Source organism: Pirellulimonas nuda (genome assembly GCF_007750855.1).
Taxonomy (GTDB): Bacteria; Planctomycetota; Planctomycetia; order Pirellulales; family Lacipirellulaceae; genus Pirellulimonas; species Pirellulimonas nuda.
Window position 1 is genome coordinate 3507768 of the sequence record NZ_CP036291.1, and the last position, 17530, is coordinate 3525297.

Sequence of the window (17530 nt, forward strand, 5' to 3'; positions counted from 1 at the left end):
ACGCGGTCGCCCCTGAGAATCCGGCCTGTTCCGGGCGTGGCAGATCGATAGCAATCCAACCGCACGGAGATCCGCCGAGGACGGGATCGGACCGCCTCAATCTATCATGGCCTCGACCGAGAACTCGGAGCTCACGTCGCTCAACCGTCGGCCCGGCGCTCAGCCCTGCTCGGTGACTTCTAGTTCGAGCCATCCAGCCACCGTCTCAGCGACGGCCCGCACGCGGCGTTCTTGGCCGTTCTCGGTCTCGTCGAGCACGATGGCGCGGCGGGGTTTGCGGAGACGCAGCCGGGCGCGGCAGACCTTGGCAGGGAAGGCGCCGTGGTCGTCGTGGTGCGGGCGGGCCTCTTCGTGCCGCTCGATTGCTACGCTGTGAATCTCCTCCAGCCGAAACGAGCAAGGCTTGCCGACGTCGATCACCGGCGAGTAGACATCGTAGCTCGCGTCGCCTGTCCGGCGGTCGAGCACCAGCCGCACCCGGCCGGCGGCCAGCGTCAGAAGGCCGACCGAGAAGAGGGCGACCCCCATCAAGGAGCCGAAGCCCAGCGGGATGAGCTGCAAGTAGCCGCCCGCCTCCCCAACGCAGACCCAGGCGAACCACCCGGTAGCCGCCACGACCGCGGCGCCGAGCAGGGTGGCCAGCGCGCCCCCCGGCGTACCCTTCAGGACCAACCGTTCGGTGGTGTTCTCGACGATCCGCATCATCATCAGCATATTCGTTCGGCTGGACGCAAGCTTGGGACCGTTCGGCCCGAATCGGTGTCTCTGCCGGGAAGGCGTAGGTCTGAGCCGGGGGGATGTCGTGTCGCGGCGGCCAAGCCCGGCGGGCTGCCGCGACGCGTTCAAGAACGCGTCGGCCGGTTCCCGACGAAGCGTGTGCTGGGTCTTCTCCCCGCGCCCAGACCGTTCCGGTTGCCCGCGCCTCGGGCGCAAGCAACCCGCCTTCCGCCGCAGAGGCGACCTCCCAGGGGTCACGACCGTGGGCGACGGAGCGTGTCGTGCTTCAGCACACCGTCCGAAGCGCCGCATCTCACGCCCTAAATGGGGGAGTTGCGACGGCCGTCGAGTCGACCGAGGGCGAATTGAACCGGGTACAACGGCCGTGCGGCCGCTTCTTGCCGCTAATCGGCGCAGGCCGACGCCCAGGAGACTAACGTCCAGGCGCGCACTCGGTCGGAAGCGAGTCGACTCGATCGCGTAACGTATGTTTGTAGCGAGGCGCCCCCATTCGACGCGGACCGGCGTTTCGCTTAGCTCTGTCCTGCGATGACGGTAGGTAAGCCACCTAGGCAGCGGGTTTCCCAACTCGTTCACCGCACCCGCACCGCACCCGTTAATGCAAGTCGAGGGACACGCCGCTCAGTCAGGCGAGGCGCCATGGACCTTTGGAAGACCCAGCTCCAGTGGGCAGCGGCGTTGTTCGAACGGTGCGACGGCGAGCAGCCGATCGCCATGCAATTAACCTGGCGGCCGCTCGGGTCCCCCCTCGCCGCCGCTCCGCAGCAAGCCGACGCCCGCTTGAGCCGGGCGCCGCTGCACTTTCTCAAGCGGTTTGGCGCGGGGTGGAGTCCGAGTGTCTCCCCGCCGGCCGCCTGGCCTCCCGGTCTCGACAAGCCGGGGCTGCTGCTGGTGGACCTGTTCGCGCAGGAGCAGGGCGCCGCCGGGAAGGTGGCTCTGGTCACCACGATGGAGGCCTCTCTCAAAGCCGCTCAGGCTCTCAGCAATGCTCCCGGCGACCTGCTGCTGTGGCTGGGATACACGCGCGTCCCGCAAGCGAAGCCGGAGGCGTGGTTCGCCGTGCTTTGGTCGCTTGCGTGGCGTCGCACCCCGGGCCCCGGCCCCGCCGCAGACCGCTGGTTCTATCCCCAGGGCGAGCAGGGCGACTGCTTCAACCTGCTTCCGGGGCAATCGCCCGAAGACGTCCGCTTCTTATCCGCGGCCGTCACCGAGGACGCGTTGTGGCGTTCCTACCTAGATGATATCGCCCAGGCGAGCCTCCGAGCGATCGAGGTGCTGCTGCAATGAGAGCCAGAGCGGCAGTGGTCGCCCCTCCCGCCGAACATCGCGACGGGGCTTCTGACACTCGCAGCCGCGGACCAACTCAGTCGTCGCCGCGCGGCCGGATGCCGACGCGGCGTGCGACGGAACCCAACGCCTCACGCCTGCCGCACCGCTGACCTCCTCCGGCCGGAGGCTGGAGAGGGCTGGGCGGCAGCGAACGCCGGCTAGCATGGAACCAGGCCCTGCCCCGGCGGACAATGCGTGTACACCGCGCCGGGGTCCCTTGGCGTCGCGACGATCGACCGGCCCAACTCGAGACCTCCCCGGGCGAGCGGGCTTGCCCCGGCTCGGCCAGGACGGCAGCAGTGGACCAGGGCGTCCCTGGCGACCTCGGGCCCGGTCTCCGCAGCCGGCAGCGTCGGGGCCGACCCGCGGGCGGGCCGGGCTTGGGCGAGCCTCGCCGCGGCCGCTCAGTCGGCGACGGCTCGCTGACCTGCCCGGTCGCCGTGGGCCCGCAACGCCCGCGCGATTACCGCTCCTGGTCGACCCGAGCTCTGCCCCGCCGCCCTCGCACGAGGGCGCCCGTCGCGGCGAGACCGAGCCAGGTAAGGACGCTGTACGGTTCCGGGATGGCGTGGGCCGTGGAGATCGAAACCTCGTTGGCGACGCCCAGGAACACAAGCTCCGAGAGGGTAATCTCTTCGGTCCCGGCGTTGAACAGATCGATATGCAGGCTGGTGAACGAGATCGCCTCCTGCGTCAGGTCCAGAGCGATGCCGGAGAACCGAGCAGGATCGTTGGGGTAATCGGCGCTGAATTCGCCGAGCCGCGCCCCGTCGTCGAACGGCTCAGGGCCCCCCAAGGCGGCAAGCCGCTGGGCGTTCACTACTTGTTCGTTGTCACTGATGTTGGTGCGGTAGCTCCCGGTAGCTCCGCCGATCTGGACATCGAAGTTGATCTGCGATTGCCCGATGCCTGCGAGTTCCAACAGAATGCCTTCGTTTGGAAGGGTCGAGGCCCCCCCCTCGTCGAGATGGAGCCGCTGGGCGTTTCCCCCGTCCTGGAAATTGAGCCAAATCTTCAGCGACTCGCCCGGCAGGATTGACTTGTTTAGGACAAAGGTCGGGGACTGGTACACGCCTAGATAGTCCGTCGCCTGCGAACCTGTCGCGGGGAGTGTGACGAACTGGCCGTCGTTCAGATCGAAATCGATCGTGATCGACGCGTGGCACGGGAGAGAACTCGCCAAACACAGAACTAGACCAGCGGCGAAACAGCGGACCATCGGCGGAATCCCCAAGTTGGAGGCCTTTGAGCTGAGCGTCTCCAACGCGGCGAACTACGGCATCGTTGCGGGGATTACGCTACCACAGGCGGGGCGCCGCAGTCAAGGGATTTTCTCGGTGTCGTCATGAAAACGAATGAGGAGCGGAGGTCGAACTACCCCGTCCGCCCTCGACGCTCAACGAGCACGCCCCCTCGATCGCCCCATCGGCTCCCGAGCGGCCCCGCGGCTTGCCCTTCACTACGATGTGATCTTCCCTGGTACGTGGGTCGCAACGCGGCTCCATCGCAACCGTACGAATGCCCCTTGAGATGACCGACCCCGATCTGCTCGCAGAGCGTCGCCTGCTGGACGCCTGCGTGGCCGCCGCGACCAGCAGCAGCGCCGCCGGACTGCGGGAGCCGGCGGCGGGCCGCGTCTACGGCCGGCCAAGCGGGACGCTGCGGTCGGCGGCCTGGCAGTGGCGGGCGACGCGGCGGGCCCACTCGATGCAACGCGGCCGATCCCAGGGGCGCTCGGCGAACTCTAGGGTCCGCTGCCAAGGGGCCGAGCCCCAAACCAGGCACGCTAAGCCGCTCGGCGCCAAGCCAACGCGAAGAACTTCCGCTGGCAGGCGTGGCATCGCATCCGAGCCACTAGCAGCAACCGGAAAACCAGCGAGTCATGCCGGCGGCTCGGATGGACGTCGGTCGAGGTGCAGTGTGGGCATTGCATGGGGCTGGCTCCTACCGGTGTTCATCGGGGGGCGGCGTCGGCACGGTTGAGCCGCGACCCGCGCGTGCCGCCGGAAGGCGTCCGCCGAAACCCGGTCCTGACGGTCGCAACGAACTTGTTGGGGACGCGCCAGCTCGGCCGCCCCCCCACAAGCGGGTCCAACCGCCTTCCGGCCCACGCGGGAAGGATTACCACGCCGCACTCTGGGCCACCCGCGCGGCCCGGGACGCACCGGGGTGGGCGAGGGGTCCTCAGGCCTTGGGAAGAGGTTTGGGCCAGCGGGCCGCGGCCATGGCTGACGGTCGCGCCTGGCGGCCTCCGGGCCGAAGGCGAGCGGCCCGCGACCGGTGAACGCCTCTTTCCAGCACGGGCGCCGCGGACGGCCGAGCAGTCCGCGGCGCCACCCACGGTTGCTTCCGGGCATCATCCGGGGGCGGCGCCTTGTTGCAAGCCTTCAACATGCGCCACGACCCCTCCTCAAACCCGCCAATGGCGGCGCGTTCGGGTGTCCGTGGACGCCGCACCCCCGCTCGACGCGACGTAGGTTTGCTTTGGCGGGCCGCGCCGTGCCCGCCACGGTCAGCCCCGCTTCTTACTTCAGCATGCGTCGCGTGTCCCCCGGGTCCGCGGCGCCTCCACTCCATGGACCGTAATCGCAGCCGCAAGCCGCGCTCTTGCCGGGTCGAATCGCTCGAAGCACGACAGGTGATGTCGGCCGACCCGTTGGTCGACCTGCTGGCCGGCGCCGTGAACCACCCCGGCGGGCTCGACCTCCCAGCCCTCGCGCAGCCGGCCACGCTCGATGCGCCCCCGATTGTGCTGCCTGCCGAACTCGACCCCCCGCCGTTGCCGGGGCTCGCGATCGCGGCGGCCGACCCCGGCGGCGCCGCCCTCCCCTCCCAGGCCGCGCTCGCCCAGCAATCGCTCGCCAGCGCCCACCTGCTGACGGGGCTCGATCAGGTCCGGGCCAACTACGGCTTCGACGGGGGCGGGCAGACCGTCGCGGTGATCGACACCGGCGTCGCGTGGGACCACTTCGCCCTGGGGGGGGGCTTCGGTTCGGGCTACCGCGTCGTCGGCGGCTGGGACTTCGCGGAGAACGACGCCAACCCCTACGACGACGGCCCCGCCGGCTTCCACGGCACCCACGTCTCGGGGGTCATCGGCGCCGACGGCGGCGCAAGCTCCGGGGTGGCCCCGGGCGTCGACCTGGTGGCCCTGCGGGTCTTCAGCGACACCGGCGCCGGCTACACCAACTGGGTCGAGAGCGCGCTGCAGTGGGTGCACGAGAACCGCAACGCGTTCGAGAACCCGATCACCGCGGTCAACCTCTCGCTGGGGAACAGCTGGAACGCCGACACGGTCCCCAACTGGGCCGCCCTGGAAGACGAGTTCGCCCAGCTCGAGGCGGACGGCATCTTCATCGCCGTCGCCGCGGGCAACGACTTCACCAGCTACAACGCCCCCGGGCTCAGCTACCCGGCGGTGAGCCCGTACGTCGTGCCGGTGATGAGCGTCGACGACTCGGGCGCGCTGAGCTACTTCTCCCAGCGCCACACACGCGCGCTCGCGGCGCCGGGCCGCTTCATCTCCAGCACGGCGCCCGACTACGCCGGCGACAGCAACGGCGTCGTGGACGACTACAAGACCGCCTCCGGCACGAACATGGCGGCGCCCTACGTGGCCGGCGCCAGCGTGCTGGTGCGCGAGGCGATGGAGTTTGTCGGCACGACCGGCGTCACGCAGGACATGATCTACGATCACCTGATGGCGACCGCCGACACGTTGTTCGACTCCGCCACCCAGCAGAGCTACAAGCGGCTGAACCTCGCCCGGGCGATCGACGCCCTGATGCCGGCCGACGACTACGGATCGAGCGTCGCGACCGCGTACAACCTGGGAACGCTGGGGGGCTCGCTGCAGAGCCAGAGCCACCTCGCAATGGATGGGTTGATCGGCAAGCTGGACGACGCGGACTACTTCACCTTCACCGCCGCCGAGACCGGCCGCGTGACCTTCAACGCCACGGGCGGCACCCACGATTTCGCGGCGAGCTGGGCGGGCTTCGGCGCCACCGGCTGGACCTCCGTCAACGCCGGCGCCGGCTGCGCGATGACCGTCGTCGCGGGCCAGACCTACACGGTCGCTCTGAGCTCGTCCGGCGGGCTGGGCTACTACGGCCTCGACGTGGAGTTCGAGAACGCCGTTAACTTCATCGACTGGGGCGCGGTCGGCGTCCAGCAGACCAAAGCGAACCTGACGATCAACGGCGAGCAGTGGTACCGGATCACCGCCAGCCGGAACGGCTACCTGACGGTCGACGCGGTGGCCGGCGGCCAGAACATCTCGCTCGACCTCTACAACGCGAGCATGAAGCTCGTCCGGCAAGGGGGCGCAACCGACCGCGCCGACGTGCTGACCACCGCCGGGACCCAGTACTATGTGCGTGTGACCGGCACGGCGAGCGGCGTGGCCCTGCGGCTCACCAACGCCGTGGCCATCTCGGGCGACACGGTCCACGTCGTGGGGACCGAGGGGAACGACGCGATCGCGTTCAGCACCGGCACGGGCGGTTTCTACCACGGGCTCTCGGTCAACGGGCTCGTCTTTGCGTTCGACACGTCGGTCTACAAGAACCTGGCGGTCAGCGGCGCCGGGGGCACAGACTCTTTCGTCTTGCACGGCACGGCGCAGAAGGAGACGGTCCTGCTGGGGGTCAACAGCATCAGCCTGACCGGCCCCGGGTACGTGCTGGTGGGGAGCAGCTTCGAGAACATCGTCGTGGTCGGCATGGGGGGGGACGACGCCGCGTACATGTACGGCTCCGCCGGCGCGGACACCTACCGCACCTACGGGGACCGGGTCGTCATGTCGGGCGCCGGGTACAACAACCGCGCCGAAGGTTTCGCCAACACCTACGGGTTCGCCAACAGCCTGATCGACGTGGCGTACATGTACGGGTCCGCCGGCGCGGACACCTACCGCACCTACGCGGACCGGGTCATCATGTCCGGGCCGGGCTACGCCAACCGCGCCTACTCGTTTGTGGCCACGCACGGGTTCGCGGACAGCACCAGCGACACGGCGCTGATGTACGACTCGGCCGGCAGCGACTTCTACCGCGCCTACAGCGACCGCGCGATCATGTCGGGCACGCTGTACAACAACCGCGCCACCGGCTTCGCGCGCGTGACCGGCTACGCGTCGACGGGGTATGACCAGGCCTATCTGCACGACTCCGCCGGCAACGACCTGGGGACGGTCCGCAGCTGGGGGGGCGCCATCGACCACGCCTCCGGCGGACACATCGAGGCGAGGGGCTTCGACCTGATGCTGCTGTACGGCCTTGAAGGGGGGACGAACACCCTGGACCTGGAGGCGGTCGACTACGTGTTCGCCCAGATCGGCCTGTGGGGCTAGCATTCCGCCGGGGCGCCCTGCCGAGCGTTGGAGGCGCCGGCGCCGCTCGTCGCGAGCGCGTCCCCGAAAGCAGAAGCACCAGCAACGAATCGTGCCGATCAAGAGGGACTCGTATCGGGACTGCCCTGGCGCCAAACTGTTAGAGAGTTTCCTCCTGGACCAACGCAGCCTCCCGGAACTCCCTGCAGCGTCCAAGGATCTTTCTCCACTTACCGCATCACGGGCTGCATCGTGGAGCTTCCGATCCACTGGCTCTGCGGAGTGACGACTCCTCGGCTTCTCCGACACCCCGTGCCTCCATCCGCCGCCTCGCGGGCCGCTGGGACTCTCGCATCCCAGGGATCAGCTGCCGGAGAGCCGCTCCGGCAGGCAAGAGAGGCCCGAATGCAGAGCATCGATCCGGGCGAAGATCGCCCGCGGTTCCAAGAGGACTTCCTTACCACGGGCGGCAACGCCGCTGACGAGCACCGGACCAAGCAGTGAACGGCGCCCGGGCTCTTGGGGATGTTCGCCAGGCCCCGCGAACAGGGAGACGGACTCCCATCAGTGGCCGACATTCTCCACATCCTAGCTGAGCGGGCAGACTGCCTGCGGCCTTCGGCGCCAACTGATGGGTTGACGCCGCGTCGGTCGCGTACAGGCGACTAGCCCTAACGCAGGCCAGAACGGCGGCGATCCGCGTTTTTGAGGGAAGTTTCGATCCTCCATCGGTCGCTCCTCTTGCGGACTACCGTCAGATGCCGAGCGTGTCTTCTAGCGGAAATCTCTGCGGCGACGCTTGACCCCGCCCGCTGTCTTGCTGATAATCTCCATCCAATCTGTAACTTTTCTCACTTTTCAGTCGTCCCAAGAGGTAGAGCATGAGTATTCGCTTTGGCGCCGGTGTACTAATCGCCACGCTGTTGTCCACCGCTCCGGCGTGGGCCAGTGTCACGATTGACGCCTACGAGTTTGATCTCACTCAGTTCGATGGGGCGGCCGTTACCTACCGGTCAGATGGTGGTGTAACCTTCGACGGGAAGCTGTGGGACAACCACGTCGGCGTCGATGGCGTCACGACGGGCGAACTGGCCTCCGGCCAGTTCGGTGGCGATCCCGGCGATCAGCTCTCACTCAACAGCAGGGGAGCGGCTGGGCCAGACTGGTTCCAGCTGGACTACGCCGGCGCCGGGCTCACGATCGGCGGTTCGGACAGGGACACCTTCGTGGTCTACGAGATCACCAGCTCGAGTGCAGGCGTTGATACCGAGGGCACAAGCTGGCGCATCAGCTTCAACGGCGGCGCCTTCATCGACGCCAGTTCGGGTGTAGCGAAATTCCTTCAGTTCACCCCCGCGGCCGAGAACGTGAATCAGATTGCGTTCGACCTGACCTCGTTCGGATTCACCGCCGGCGACCTGCTTAAGAGCGTGCGGTTCGAGAACAAGGACACCGGATCCAGCACGTCCGATCCAGATTTTATCTTCACCGCTCTAGAGGGTTCTGTGGCGCCCGTGCCCGAAGCCACGAGCATTATTGCCTGGGGCGGGCTGCTAGGCGCCGTTGGGCTGATCCTACGCAAGAAGCGCTAAGTCGCGATCAGAAGCTCTAAAACGAGAAGGCGAGGCCCACGTCGGTGGGCCTCGCCTTTTTCGTTGCTCCCGCCGTGGACTTAGCTTTGGCTCCGTGGCCGCGTCCGGGCAGGCGTGGTCGGGGCAATTCACTGCTGCACCAGGCTGGACCTTTCGGGCGTCCTCCGGGCACCGGTCGGCCGGGGCTGTACCCGACAAGCGATTCAGGCGGCTGGCGCACTCCGCGCGCCAACCAGAGGGCAAACTGCCGCAGCTTCACGGAGCGTTGAACACAACCTCCGGCCGACCGGACCAACCGGCTGTAGGCGCCGGCAACGGCACGCGGGGACAACGAGGGGGTCGTCGCGACCCCCAACTACATCAAGAAGACGGGCGCGGCTTTTGTCCGCCGGGCCGAGGGGTTCGCCAAATTCTCGAACAATTCGGGCGGCGGGGTCGATTCGATCGACTTCTGCGACTCCGCCGGGGTCGACATCTTTAACGCACGCCGGTCGTCGGCCCACATGTCGGGCGCGGGGTGCCTGAACGTCGCAACGGACTTCGCACGGGTGCGGGCGTTTAGCGACCTGGGGAGCGACCTCGCAGTGCTGAACGACTGGGCCGGCGCCGACGCGCTCGAGGTCGGCGGCAGCGTCGCGTCGCTGACCTGCCCGGGGGGCACGATTGAAACCCAGCGGTCCGGCAAGGTCGTCGCCTACGGCCTCAGCGGGGGACAAGACACCGCGCTGCTCACCGCCTACGACGGAGTCTTCCAGCTGCTTGGCGACTGGGCCTAGTCCGCCCGACGGCTGACCTGCGGCGGTCCGGAGGGCAGGCCGGTAGCGTTAATTCAGTGCCGGCCTTGATGGACGAAGAGGCCTCACGGCGCCGTCGGCGGTCGCTACCCAACTAGCTCGATGTGTTACAAGCACGAGGCCAAGCCGCGATCACCCCCCAAGCGACGCGTGGGCAGAGGTCACCTCAGCGGGTCTAGCCATCTCTGCGCTAGGGTCTCACAGTCCGCTTGAGATACGCAGCCACGCGATCAGCCGCGGCGTATGATCGGCGCGGGGCGATCCAGGCAAGGTAATTCGTGCTTAGCCCGCCCGAGCCACTCTACTGGCTACGCCGCGTCATCACGCGTCCCACTCGATCGCGTTCCGCGGGGCGACGTCGGACTCGAAAACGAACCTAAGCAGTCGCCGAACAAGTCGAGCGGCCTTTGCGGTACACGGCACCCGCGACCCCGACGAACATCAGCGACCAAAACGCGAGCGTCGACGCTTCGGGAACAGGAGCAGAGTCGCCCGTCCAGAAAGAGACGTGAGAAATGTCCGTTTTCGTCGTGTCGTCGCGGGTGAGAAGATTTAATCCGTCCTCCAGGACGTATAGGGAGAACCCCTTTCCTGCCTTGACGCTGTAGTAGGTGACCGACTCAGGACCGGTGTACTTGAAGTACGCCGTCTCGAGACTTGTCAGGGCCGCCTCCGTGGTGACCGCCATAGTTCCGGCCATGTCCGAGAAGAACATAAAACCGTTGGCCATATTGAACACAAACGCTGAGTCTACGTCCGTTTTCTTGAACAGCGTATCGGGCTTGATCAGATCAGGGTCTTTGGCAGCGTTGTAAGCGTCGATTACGGCTTCGATGTCCGACAACTTGTCTTGAGAGTTATCGTCATCGGTGCCCACGAGGGGCAGGGTGCCCACCAGGATCGACGCCTCCGACTGCATGCCGGTCAAAGCGACCAGCGCAAGTGTCATCAATAGCAGCCCGCTACGGCGCCTGAGTCTTTCTGCGAGTGAGTGTGACATTTTCGAATCCTCCCATCCAGGAACGCGCGGCAGCCCAAGATCGATCACGACAACGTGATAGACATTTTCGGCGGCCTACCGCAAACTACAAGCAACGACGGTTATCCGAAGCAAGCGGTTGGGGGCATTTTTCTTGAAGTTTGTCGAGCCCAGGAACCTGGCCCCGCCAAACGCCGATGTTTCCCGTTTGTTCTCGGTCACGGGTTCTTCTCAACGGGGGATTGCGGGTGGCCCCCGACGCGGCTTTCCCGGCCGCCTCGGTCCGATTCGATGGACGTAGGCCTCGCCCGTGCCCGGCGGTACCGGCGGCGAGTCTTCGCAAGGAGGTGCGCGTCGCGCTTTGCGGCGAGCTCGCAAGACCGCGCGACACGCCCGTCCCTCCCGATCTGGCCCACCCCCGAGGCTTTGGCTTACCAACTCGCAGTGCCGGGACCCCCCTTGAACGGGCCGACGACCGTGCTGGTGATCCAGCCGCCGTAGAAGCCACCGGCCTGGGGCATGACGCGTTCTCCGTCGACGTAGCAGGCGTCCATCATCCCGGCGTAGAAGGCGACCCGCCCTGCGATTGCCCCGAACCGCGTCGCAGGCGCCGGGTAGCCCCACGCGGCCCTGGGCGCTACTTGGTCGCGCACGCACACGTCAAAGTAAACCGCCCTACCCTTCCACTCGCAGAAGCTTTGGTCGGCGTTCGGAACGAGCAGCCCTCGGACCAGCTCCTCCATCGGCAAGTAGTAGCTGGGGGGGTGGCTGGTCTCCAGCACGCGCACGGCGTCCATCGTCTCCAGGATCACCTCGCCGGCAAACTCGACGCGAACCGCCTGCCTCACCCGCTCTAACCGGGGGGGCCGCGGATAGTCCCAAACCGACTCTTGGCCGGGGCCTGGCTCGATGCGTTCGGTCTTCATGGCGTCGGAACCCGAGCGAGACGCGTCGGTAGAACGGTGCGCTGGTGTGGGCCAGCCGGTCCGCCAACGCTACCTCCGGCGTCCGGCAATTCATCATACTGCCCGGATGGCGTCACTAATTCGTCAGTCTAGATAGTAACCCTCGCTAGACAACTCATTCCAGCCGCAGCGGCTTGCGGCTGGCCCGGCGGTGGCGGCGAGGACGAGGTCCCCACCTCCCTGGTGACCCCCGCGAGACCGCGGTCAGCACAGCCCGAGGTCGGCCCGCTGCCGTCGACAGAACTGCTCGAGCCGGCAAGAACGGCCAAGTTTCCCGCTCCGGCGGCTCTCTTCTTGCAAACTGCTTGAACCTTCAGGTAGCCGCAATTATCCTCAAGGCACGGCTTGGGCTGTGGAGAGGCGGCCGGTCGGCGAACAACGCGCCGCCGTGCGTCCCGATCCTTTAGCTCAGGCGATGCCGCGGTCTCGCGACTATCGCCGTGCCGCCGGCCCGATCTGGGAGGGGGGGCCGGCGGCGAGCGGCGTGGCTCGTTTCCAAGACAACTTCCGTTGGTGGCGCCGGACGCTCGAACAAGCAGCGTTCGTCGACACCCACGCCAACCCGTCGTCGAGCTGGCCTAGTGCGTCTGGCTGGGCGGCCGGCCCCCCCCAAACCGCCCCGCGTCCTGCCTCCGAGCGACGAACCCAAGAATTCCATGACGCAGCATCACCGACCGAGCGCCGCACCGACTCCGCCGGGTCGCCCCCAAACCACCCCCAACGCCCCCCGGCTCGCCTCCAAACGGGCGGTCTACTCGATCGCCGCCGGCGCCGCGGTCGGCGTCGTGCCGCCGCCGGCGGACGGGGCGGTCGTCTACTCGGGCGTGCAGGACCTCAGCATCGGCCAGGGGCTGGCGCAAGACCTCGACATCAACAGCGACGCCGTAACGGACATCTTGCTGAAGAACTACGTCTTCTTCGGCGGCAACTACCAGGGGGCGAGCGTCAACGGCTACCCGGGCAAGCTCGTCGGGTTTGAGGGCGCGCTCGCCTATGCATCGGCGCTGGCCAGCGGCAGCCTGGTCGACGCCACGACGGTCGGCCCCGCGTTCTTTGGGTCGATGGCCTACGGCGCCGCCAACCCAAGCGCCGAGTTCAATGACGTCAGCGGCGTCTTCCTCGGACTCAGCTTCCCGATCGGGGGCAACGAGCCAGAGTTTCTGCACTACGGCTGGGTCCGGGTCTCGGTCAATAACGCCAATGGCACGTTCGTTATCAACGATTGGGCCTACCAAGACGCCGCTAACACGGGGATCCTCACCGGCGAAACCGGTCCGCTCGGCGTCCCGGGCGACTTCAACGAGGACGGCGCCGTCGACGCGGCCGACTACACGGTCTGGCGCGACAATCTGGGGGTCGAGACCAGCCTGCCGAACGGCGTCGACACCGGCGGCCCCGTGGGCCAGGCGGACTACGACTTGTGGGTTGCCGGCTTCGGCGGGCCTGCCCCGGCCGCGGCCTCGGCCGGCGCCGCGGTCCCCGAACCCTCGACGCTTGGCCTGCTCGCGGCGGGATGCCTCGGAGTAGCCGCGCTCCGACGCAGGCAGAAGCGCGAGGACTGATCCCCCGCGGGCGTCGCCTCGCCGATCGCGTCCTATTCCCGCCGCCTAGCGGCTGAGACGTTTCGGTCGGGCCGCCTCGGCCGGGCGGGAGCGGAAGGCGCCGCGGCGCACCGGCGTCGAGCGGGAAGAGCATCGCCCGCCTCGCTTGCGGCGTCCACAGCGGCGCCCATCTCAACCACGAGAGTCTTCGGCGCGGGCCGCTGCCGGCTAGGCGTGGCCCACCGCCGCGCCCATCGGCTCCGGCTCCGGCACCGGCGGCTCCCACACACGAGTCGGCAGCGGATTGGGATCTCACCCTAACGAGGGCGTCGCACCTCGCTCACGCGGTCAGCTTGCCCTCCCAGGGGGCGTCCCACTGGTCGGTCGACCGCGCGCCCACGTGGGGTCTTAGAGCAGCAGATGCCCGGCCGGGCTTCTTGTCCCGGATGAAACCCGGCCGGCGAGCGATCTTGCGGGTGCTCGTGTGGTTGAGGGCGCCACGCTTTCTGCATCTCTCAACGGCGCCACGAGCTGGAATTCCTGCGCCGCGCAGACGACCACTGCAGGCCCCCGCAAAGCCCGGAGCACGCCCGGAAACTCCGGTTCATCGGGGGTGAGGGGCAAGACGCCCGACACTGCATTTCCGAGCTCTCACGAGCGTGACCGGCCATGCAGTGATCGGGTGCAGACAGCTACGATGCATACCCATGGCGCGAAAAAATCCGTGGGCCGCTCCAGAGAGCGACCCACGGATGGCGTTATTCTGCTGGCGTCGGCGGAGCCCAGGCCCGCCAGGCGCCGGGCCTAGACGCGGGCGTTGCGACGAAGCCGCACGAAGCCAAAGAAGCCACCGGCCAAGACCGACCAAGCGATCAAGCTCCCTGCTTCTGGCACGTACTCGACCTTGAGGTTGTCAATGCCAACCGGGTTGGTGTCGTTGTCGGTAAAGATCAGCTTCGTCGTGTAGAACGGCAAGACCAGCGGTCCGCCGATGACGTCCGTGAACCAAGCCGGGTTCAATCCACCCGCGTTGCTGGAGAACACGACGATATTGGGGCCCGGACCCGGAATGCGGATGGTGAAGTCGGTGCCGCCAGAATCCTGAAACAAGGCGTCAAGACTCAGAATCGAAGAAATCGGCTTATTGAAAACGATCTCAACCGCGCGGTCCTGGGGGTCGGCCCCCCCGTCATCGCTGTAAAGATACTGGTCACCGGCGCCGGCCGGGCCGCCGCCGGCCACGATCGATCCGGTTTGTGAACCCACCTTTGCGACCAACGACCCAACCGTTGCGAGCTCGTCACCAGACACCTTGGCGCCCGGAACCGCGCTCTCAAAATCAACAGTCGCGATCGAGGCGAACGTGGGGACGCACGTGGCGAAGACCACTAAACCAGCGGCGCAAATCGTTGCTAAACGCATCCAAAACCCCTTTCGAGTATCCGAGTTCTACAATGAAGATTGACGTGATCGTGACATCGTCGCTCCATCGCGATTCGGTCTCCGATCCGTAAGCCCCCGCATTGTACTTGGCACGCGGGGGAGTGCAACGCGAGATCTGGTGTTTTCCAGTGCGCGTTGGCGCACGCCATCGCCGACCCAGACGGCTCCACGCAATGCCCACCGCCGCGAGGCCCCGCTCTCCTCCCGCCTGGGCGCGGGCTTCGGAGCAAGTCGCGGTCCGTCTCGGCCGAAGCCCAGGACCGGCAGGGCCCCACACCGACCCGCTGACCGGCCGCTGGGCCGGGGCGGACGCCGCGACGGCCAAGTCGCACTGGACCCGCTCCGGTGGCGGGCGAGATCGCACCCCCGGATGAGGGTCGCAAGGGAGTGGGATAGTACACTAGGTTGGTGGGAACTCTTGCACGTCAACCAGCGCCAGGGCCGTTTGGCCGTATGCACCAGCCGCTTCGCTTCGCGTTCTTGTTGTCAGCGCTGCTTGGCGCCGTCCCCGACGCCGCTGGCTTCTTTGCCAACGGCAGCTGGCCGGCCACGGCGGTCGATGGTCCGACCCCCGCTAGCGGCGTTCCGATCACGCTCACCTGGAGCATCGTGGCCGATGGCGTGCCCATACCCAGCCTGGGGCCGAGCCCCGGCCGCGCCAACAACCTCGCCGCCGTGTTCGACGGCCTGATCGGAGGCAGCGGCGTGCCGGATGTTGTCGACAAGCCCTGGTTCGCCTTGATCGAAGACTCGTTCGATCGCTGGGCCGAGCTAAGCGGCGTCACGCTGCTCTACGAGCCCAACGACGACGGCCAGCCGCTTGGCGCCGCCCCCGGCGTGCCGGGGGTGCGGGGCGACATCCGCCTGGCGGGCGCCTCGATCGACGGCGTCGGGACCGCCCTCGGGCAGTCCGGCTACTTGCCCGATGGCGACATCACGCTGGATACCAGCGAGGCGGCGTACTTCGGCGACCCGACGGACGACTACCTCCGTTTCCGCCACACCCTGATGCACGAGATCGGGCACAGCCTGGGGCTGGGCCACACCGAGTCGTTCAACGCCTTGGTGCTGATGAGCCCCACCGCCAGCACGGCGTTCGACGGCCCACAGTTCGACGACCTCCGCGGCGCCCACCAGCTCTACGGCGACGCCTACGAGAAGCAGGCCGCGGCCGGCAACAACGCCCCGGGCTCGGCGACGCCGCTGGGCGCATTGGCCATCGGCGGGTCGCTGCAGATCGGTGGGGACGTGCCCGCCAGTTCTGCCCCAATCGGCCCCCAGCAAACCGACTTCGTCAGCATCACCAACCAATCGGACGAGGACTACTTCGCGTTCACGATTGCCGAGCCCGCCTCGGTCGACCTGACCCTGACGCCGGTCGGCCGCACCTACAGCGAACGCTCGAACCCCAGCGACCTCTATACCACAGTCAACTCGGCTCGGCAGAGCGACCTGAGCCTGCAACTCTATCGTGCGGCGGGGGGGACCCCCGTCTTGCTGGCGACCGCCGCGGCCGCGGGGCTTGGCGTAGCGGAATCGCTGCTCGGGGTCGAGTTGTCGCTGCCCGGCGAGTACCTGGTGCGTGTGGCGGGCGGCGCCGACAGCGTGCAGTTCTATTCTCTTGCGATCGCCGCCGAGGCGGTGGTCATCGATCCGCCCACGCTCGTGGGCGACTTCAACCAAGACGGCTTGGTCGACGCCGCAGACTACTCGGTGTGGCGCGACCTGTTGGGGACGAGCACGCCGCTCGCCAACGCCCCAGACTCCCCCGGCATCGTCGACCAGGCGGACTACCAGAGCTGGCGTACGGCGTTCGGCGGACGGCTTGAGGCGGCCGGCGTGACGCCGGTTCCCGAGCCGGCGTCGGTGACGTTTTGCATCGTTGTTGCAGCGCTAACTTATGTGCGGCGAACCGCTTGGCTTTAGGGCAGCAGATGTCTTGTAGGACCGGCAATGGCCAACTACGATCGACTTCGTTCGCGGCGTTCAAGTCTCAGGCGGAGTTCTGACGCGCCAACCCTTGCTTTACGATCCCCCCCCTGTTTGGTACCTGAGGAATTCCGCCAATGAGCCCGCACCAAGATCGTGACGCCGCGGCGTCACACAAGACTTCTAGCCGCCGCGTTGCTTACACGCTCGCCGCCGGCGCCGCCGCGGGTGGTCTCGCCGCCGACTCGGATGGGGCGGTTGTCTACTCGGGTCCACAAGACCTTCCGGTCGCCCAGTTCGGCGCCCTGGACCTGAACCTCGATGGCGACGCATACACCGATGTTCTCTTGAAGAACTACGTCCTGGGCGCAGGCAATTACCAGGGCGCGACCGTGAACGGTTACCCCGGGAAACTGGTGGGCTTTAACAACGGCCTCGCCTACGTCTCTGCGCTCTCCGCGGGCAGCTTGATCGACGGGTCCACGTTGGGTACGGGCTTCTTCGGGTCGCTCGCCTACGGGGCCGCCAATCCGAATGCAGAGTTCAATAGCGTTAGCGGCGCCTACATCGGATTGAGTTTCCCGATCGGCGGCAATGCTCCCCAGTTCGCGCACTACGGCTGGGTCCGCGTGAGCATCGACAACGCCGCCGGGACCTTCGTGATCAACGATTGGGCGTACGACGACGTCCCCGGGCAGGGGATCCTCGCGGGCCAGGTGCCCGAGCCCGGTTCACTCGGCCTGTTGGCCGCCGGCGCCCTGGGCGTCGCGGCGCTGAAGCGACGCCGCTCGGCCGCGCAGGCCTGAGCGCTGCGACTGTGCACAGACGCGTTGGCGACCTTTCTTGGCGACGCTCCAAGAGCGGCCGGCGGGCCCGCGTCTGGTTTGT

General features: G+C 67.4%; 12 protein-coding genes. 7 read left to right on the forward strand and 5 right to left on the reverse strand.

The features are described from left to right. Positions 1–159 precede the first annotated feature (159 nt). Positions 160–708 (reverse strand): hypothetical protein, encoded by a 549-nt coding sequence (locus tag Pla175_RS13765; RefSeq protein WP_145285856.1) that lies wholly within the window; start codon positions 706–708, stop codon positions 160–162. Between the two features lie 669 nt (positions 709–1377). Between Pla175_RS13765 and Pla175_RS13770 the strand changes: the two genes are divergently transcribed. Beyond that, complete coding sequence (locus Pla175_RS13770) at positions 1378–2025, forward strand: hypothetical protein (RefSeq protein WP_145285859.1); 648 nt, start codon at positions 1378–1380, stop codon at positions 2023–2025. A 505-nt stretch (positions 2026–2530) separates the two neighbouring features. Here the strand turns inward: Pla175_RS13770 and Pla175_RS13775 are convergent. Further along, on the reverse strand, positions 2531–3250 hold the full coding sequence (locus Pla175_RS13775) for a hypothetical protein (protein WP_145285862.1): 720 nt from the start codon (positions 3248–3250) through the stop codon (positions 2531–2533). Positions 3251–4642: 1392 nt separating this feature from the next. Between Pla175_RS13775 and Pla175_RS13780 the strand changes: the two genes are divergently transcribed. The 3 genes from Pla175_RS13780 to Pla175_RS13790 all read left to right on the forward strand — a co-directional run bounded on the left by Pla175_RS13780 (position 4643) and on the right by Pla175_RS13790 (position 9767). Then, entirely contained in the window at positions 4643–7420 is a 2778-nt protein-coding gene (locus Pla175_RS13780) for a S8 family peptidase (RefSeq protein ID WP_197526814.1), read from the forward strand. Between the two features lie 860 nt (positions 7421–8280). Next, complete coding sequence (locus tag Pla175_RS13785; protein WP_145285868.1) at positions 8281–8991, forward strand: hypothetical protein; 711 nt, start codon at positions 8281–8283, stop codon at positions 8989–8991. A gap of 503 nt (positions 8992–9494) precedes the next feature. After that, positions 9495–9767, forward strand: coding sequence for a hypothetical protein (locus tag Pla175_RS13790; RefSeq protein ID WP_145285871.1), 273 nt, complete (start codon positions 9495–9497; stop codon positions 9765–9767). Positions 9768–10161: 394 nt separating this feature from the next. Here the strand turns inward: Pla175_RS13790 and Pla175_RS13795 are convergent, their stop codons facing one another. Both Pla175_RS13795 and Pla175_RS13800 read right to left on the reverse strand, forming a co-directional pair. Next, entirely contained in the window at positions 10162–10734 is a 573-nt protein-coding gene (locus tag Pla175_RS13795) for a hypothetical protein (protein WP_145285874.1), read from the reverse strand. Between the two features lie 461 nt (positions 10735–11195). After that, positions 11196–11690 carry a DUF427 domain-containing protein gene (locus Pla175_RS13800; RefSeq protein ID WP_145285878.1) on the reverse strand — a complete coding sequence of 165 codons (495 nt, stop codon included), beginning with the start codon at positions 11688–11690 and terminating at the stop codon, positions 11196–11198. 695 nt (positions 11691–12385) lie between these two features. On the opposite strand from Pla175_RS13800, the gene Pla175_RS13805 reads away from it, so the two are divergent. Beyond that, a complete protein-coding gene (locus Pla175_RS13805) occupies positions 12386–13291 on the forward strand; it encodes a PEP-CTERM sorting domain-containing protein (protein WP_145285881.1) in 906 nt (301 codons plus the stop codon). 783 nt (positions 13292–14074) lie between these two features. On the opposite strand, the gene Pla175_RS13810 is transcribed toward Pla175_RS13805, so the two are convergent. Further along, entirely contained in the window at positions 14075–14692 is a 618-nt protein-coding gene (locus tag Pla175_RS13810) for a hypothetical protein (protein WP_145285886.1), read from the reverse strand. Between the two features lie 474 nt (positions 14693–15166). On the opposite strand from Pla175_RS13810, the gene Pla175_RS13815 reads away from it, so the two are divergent. Next, positions 15167–16639, forward strand: a complete 1473-nt coding sequence (locus Pla175_RS13815; protein WP_145285890.1) for a matrixin family metalloprotease — start codon at positions 15167–15169, stop codon at positions 16637–16639. Between the two features lie 140 nt (positions 16640–16779). After that, complete coding sequence (locus Pla175_RS13820) at positions 16780–17448, forward strand: PEP-CTERM sorting domain-containing protein (RefSeq protein WP_145285893.1); 669 nt, start codon at positions 16780–16782, stop codon at positions 17446–17448. The last annotated feature ends 82 nt before the right edge of the window (positions 17449–17530 follow it).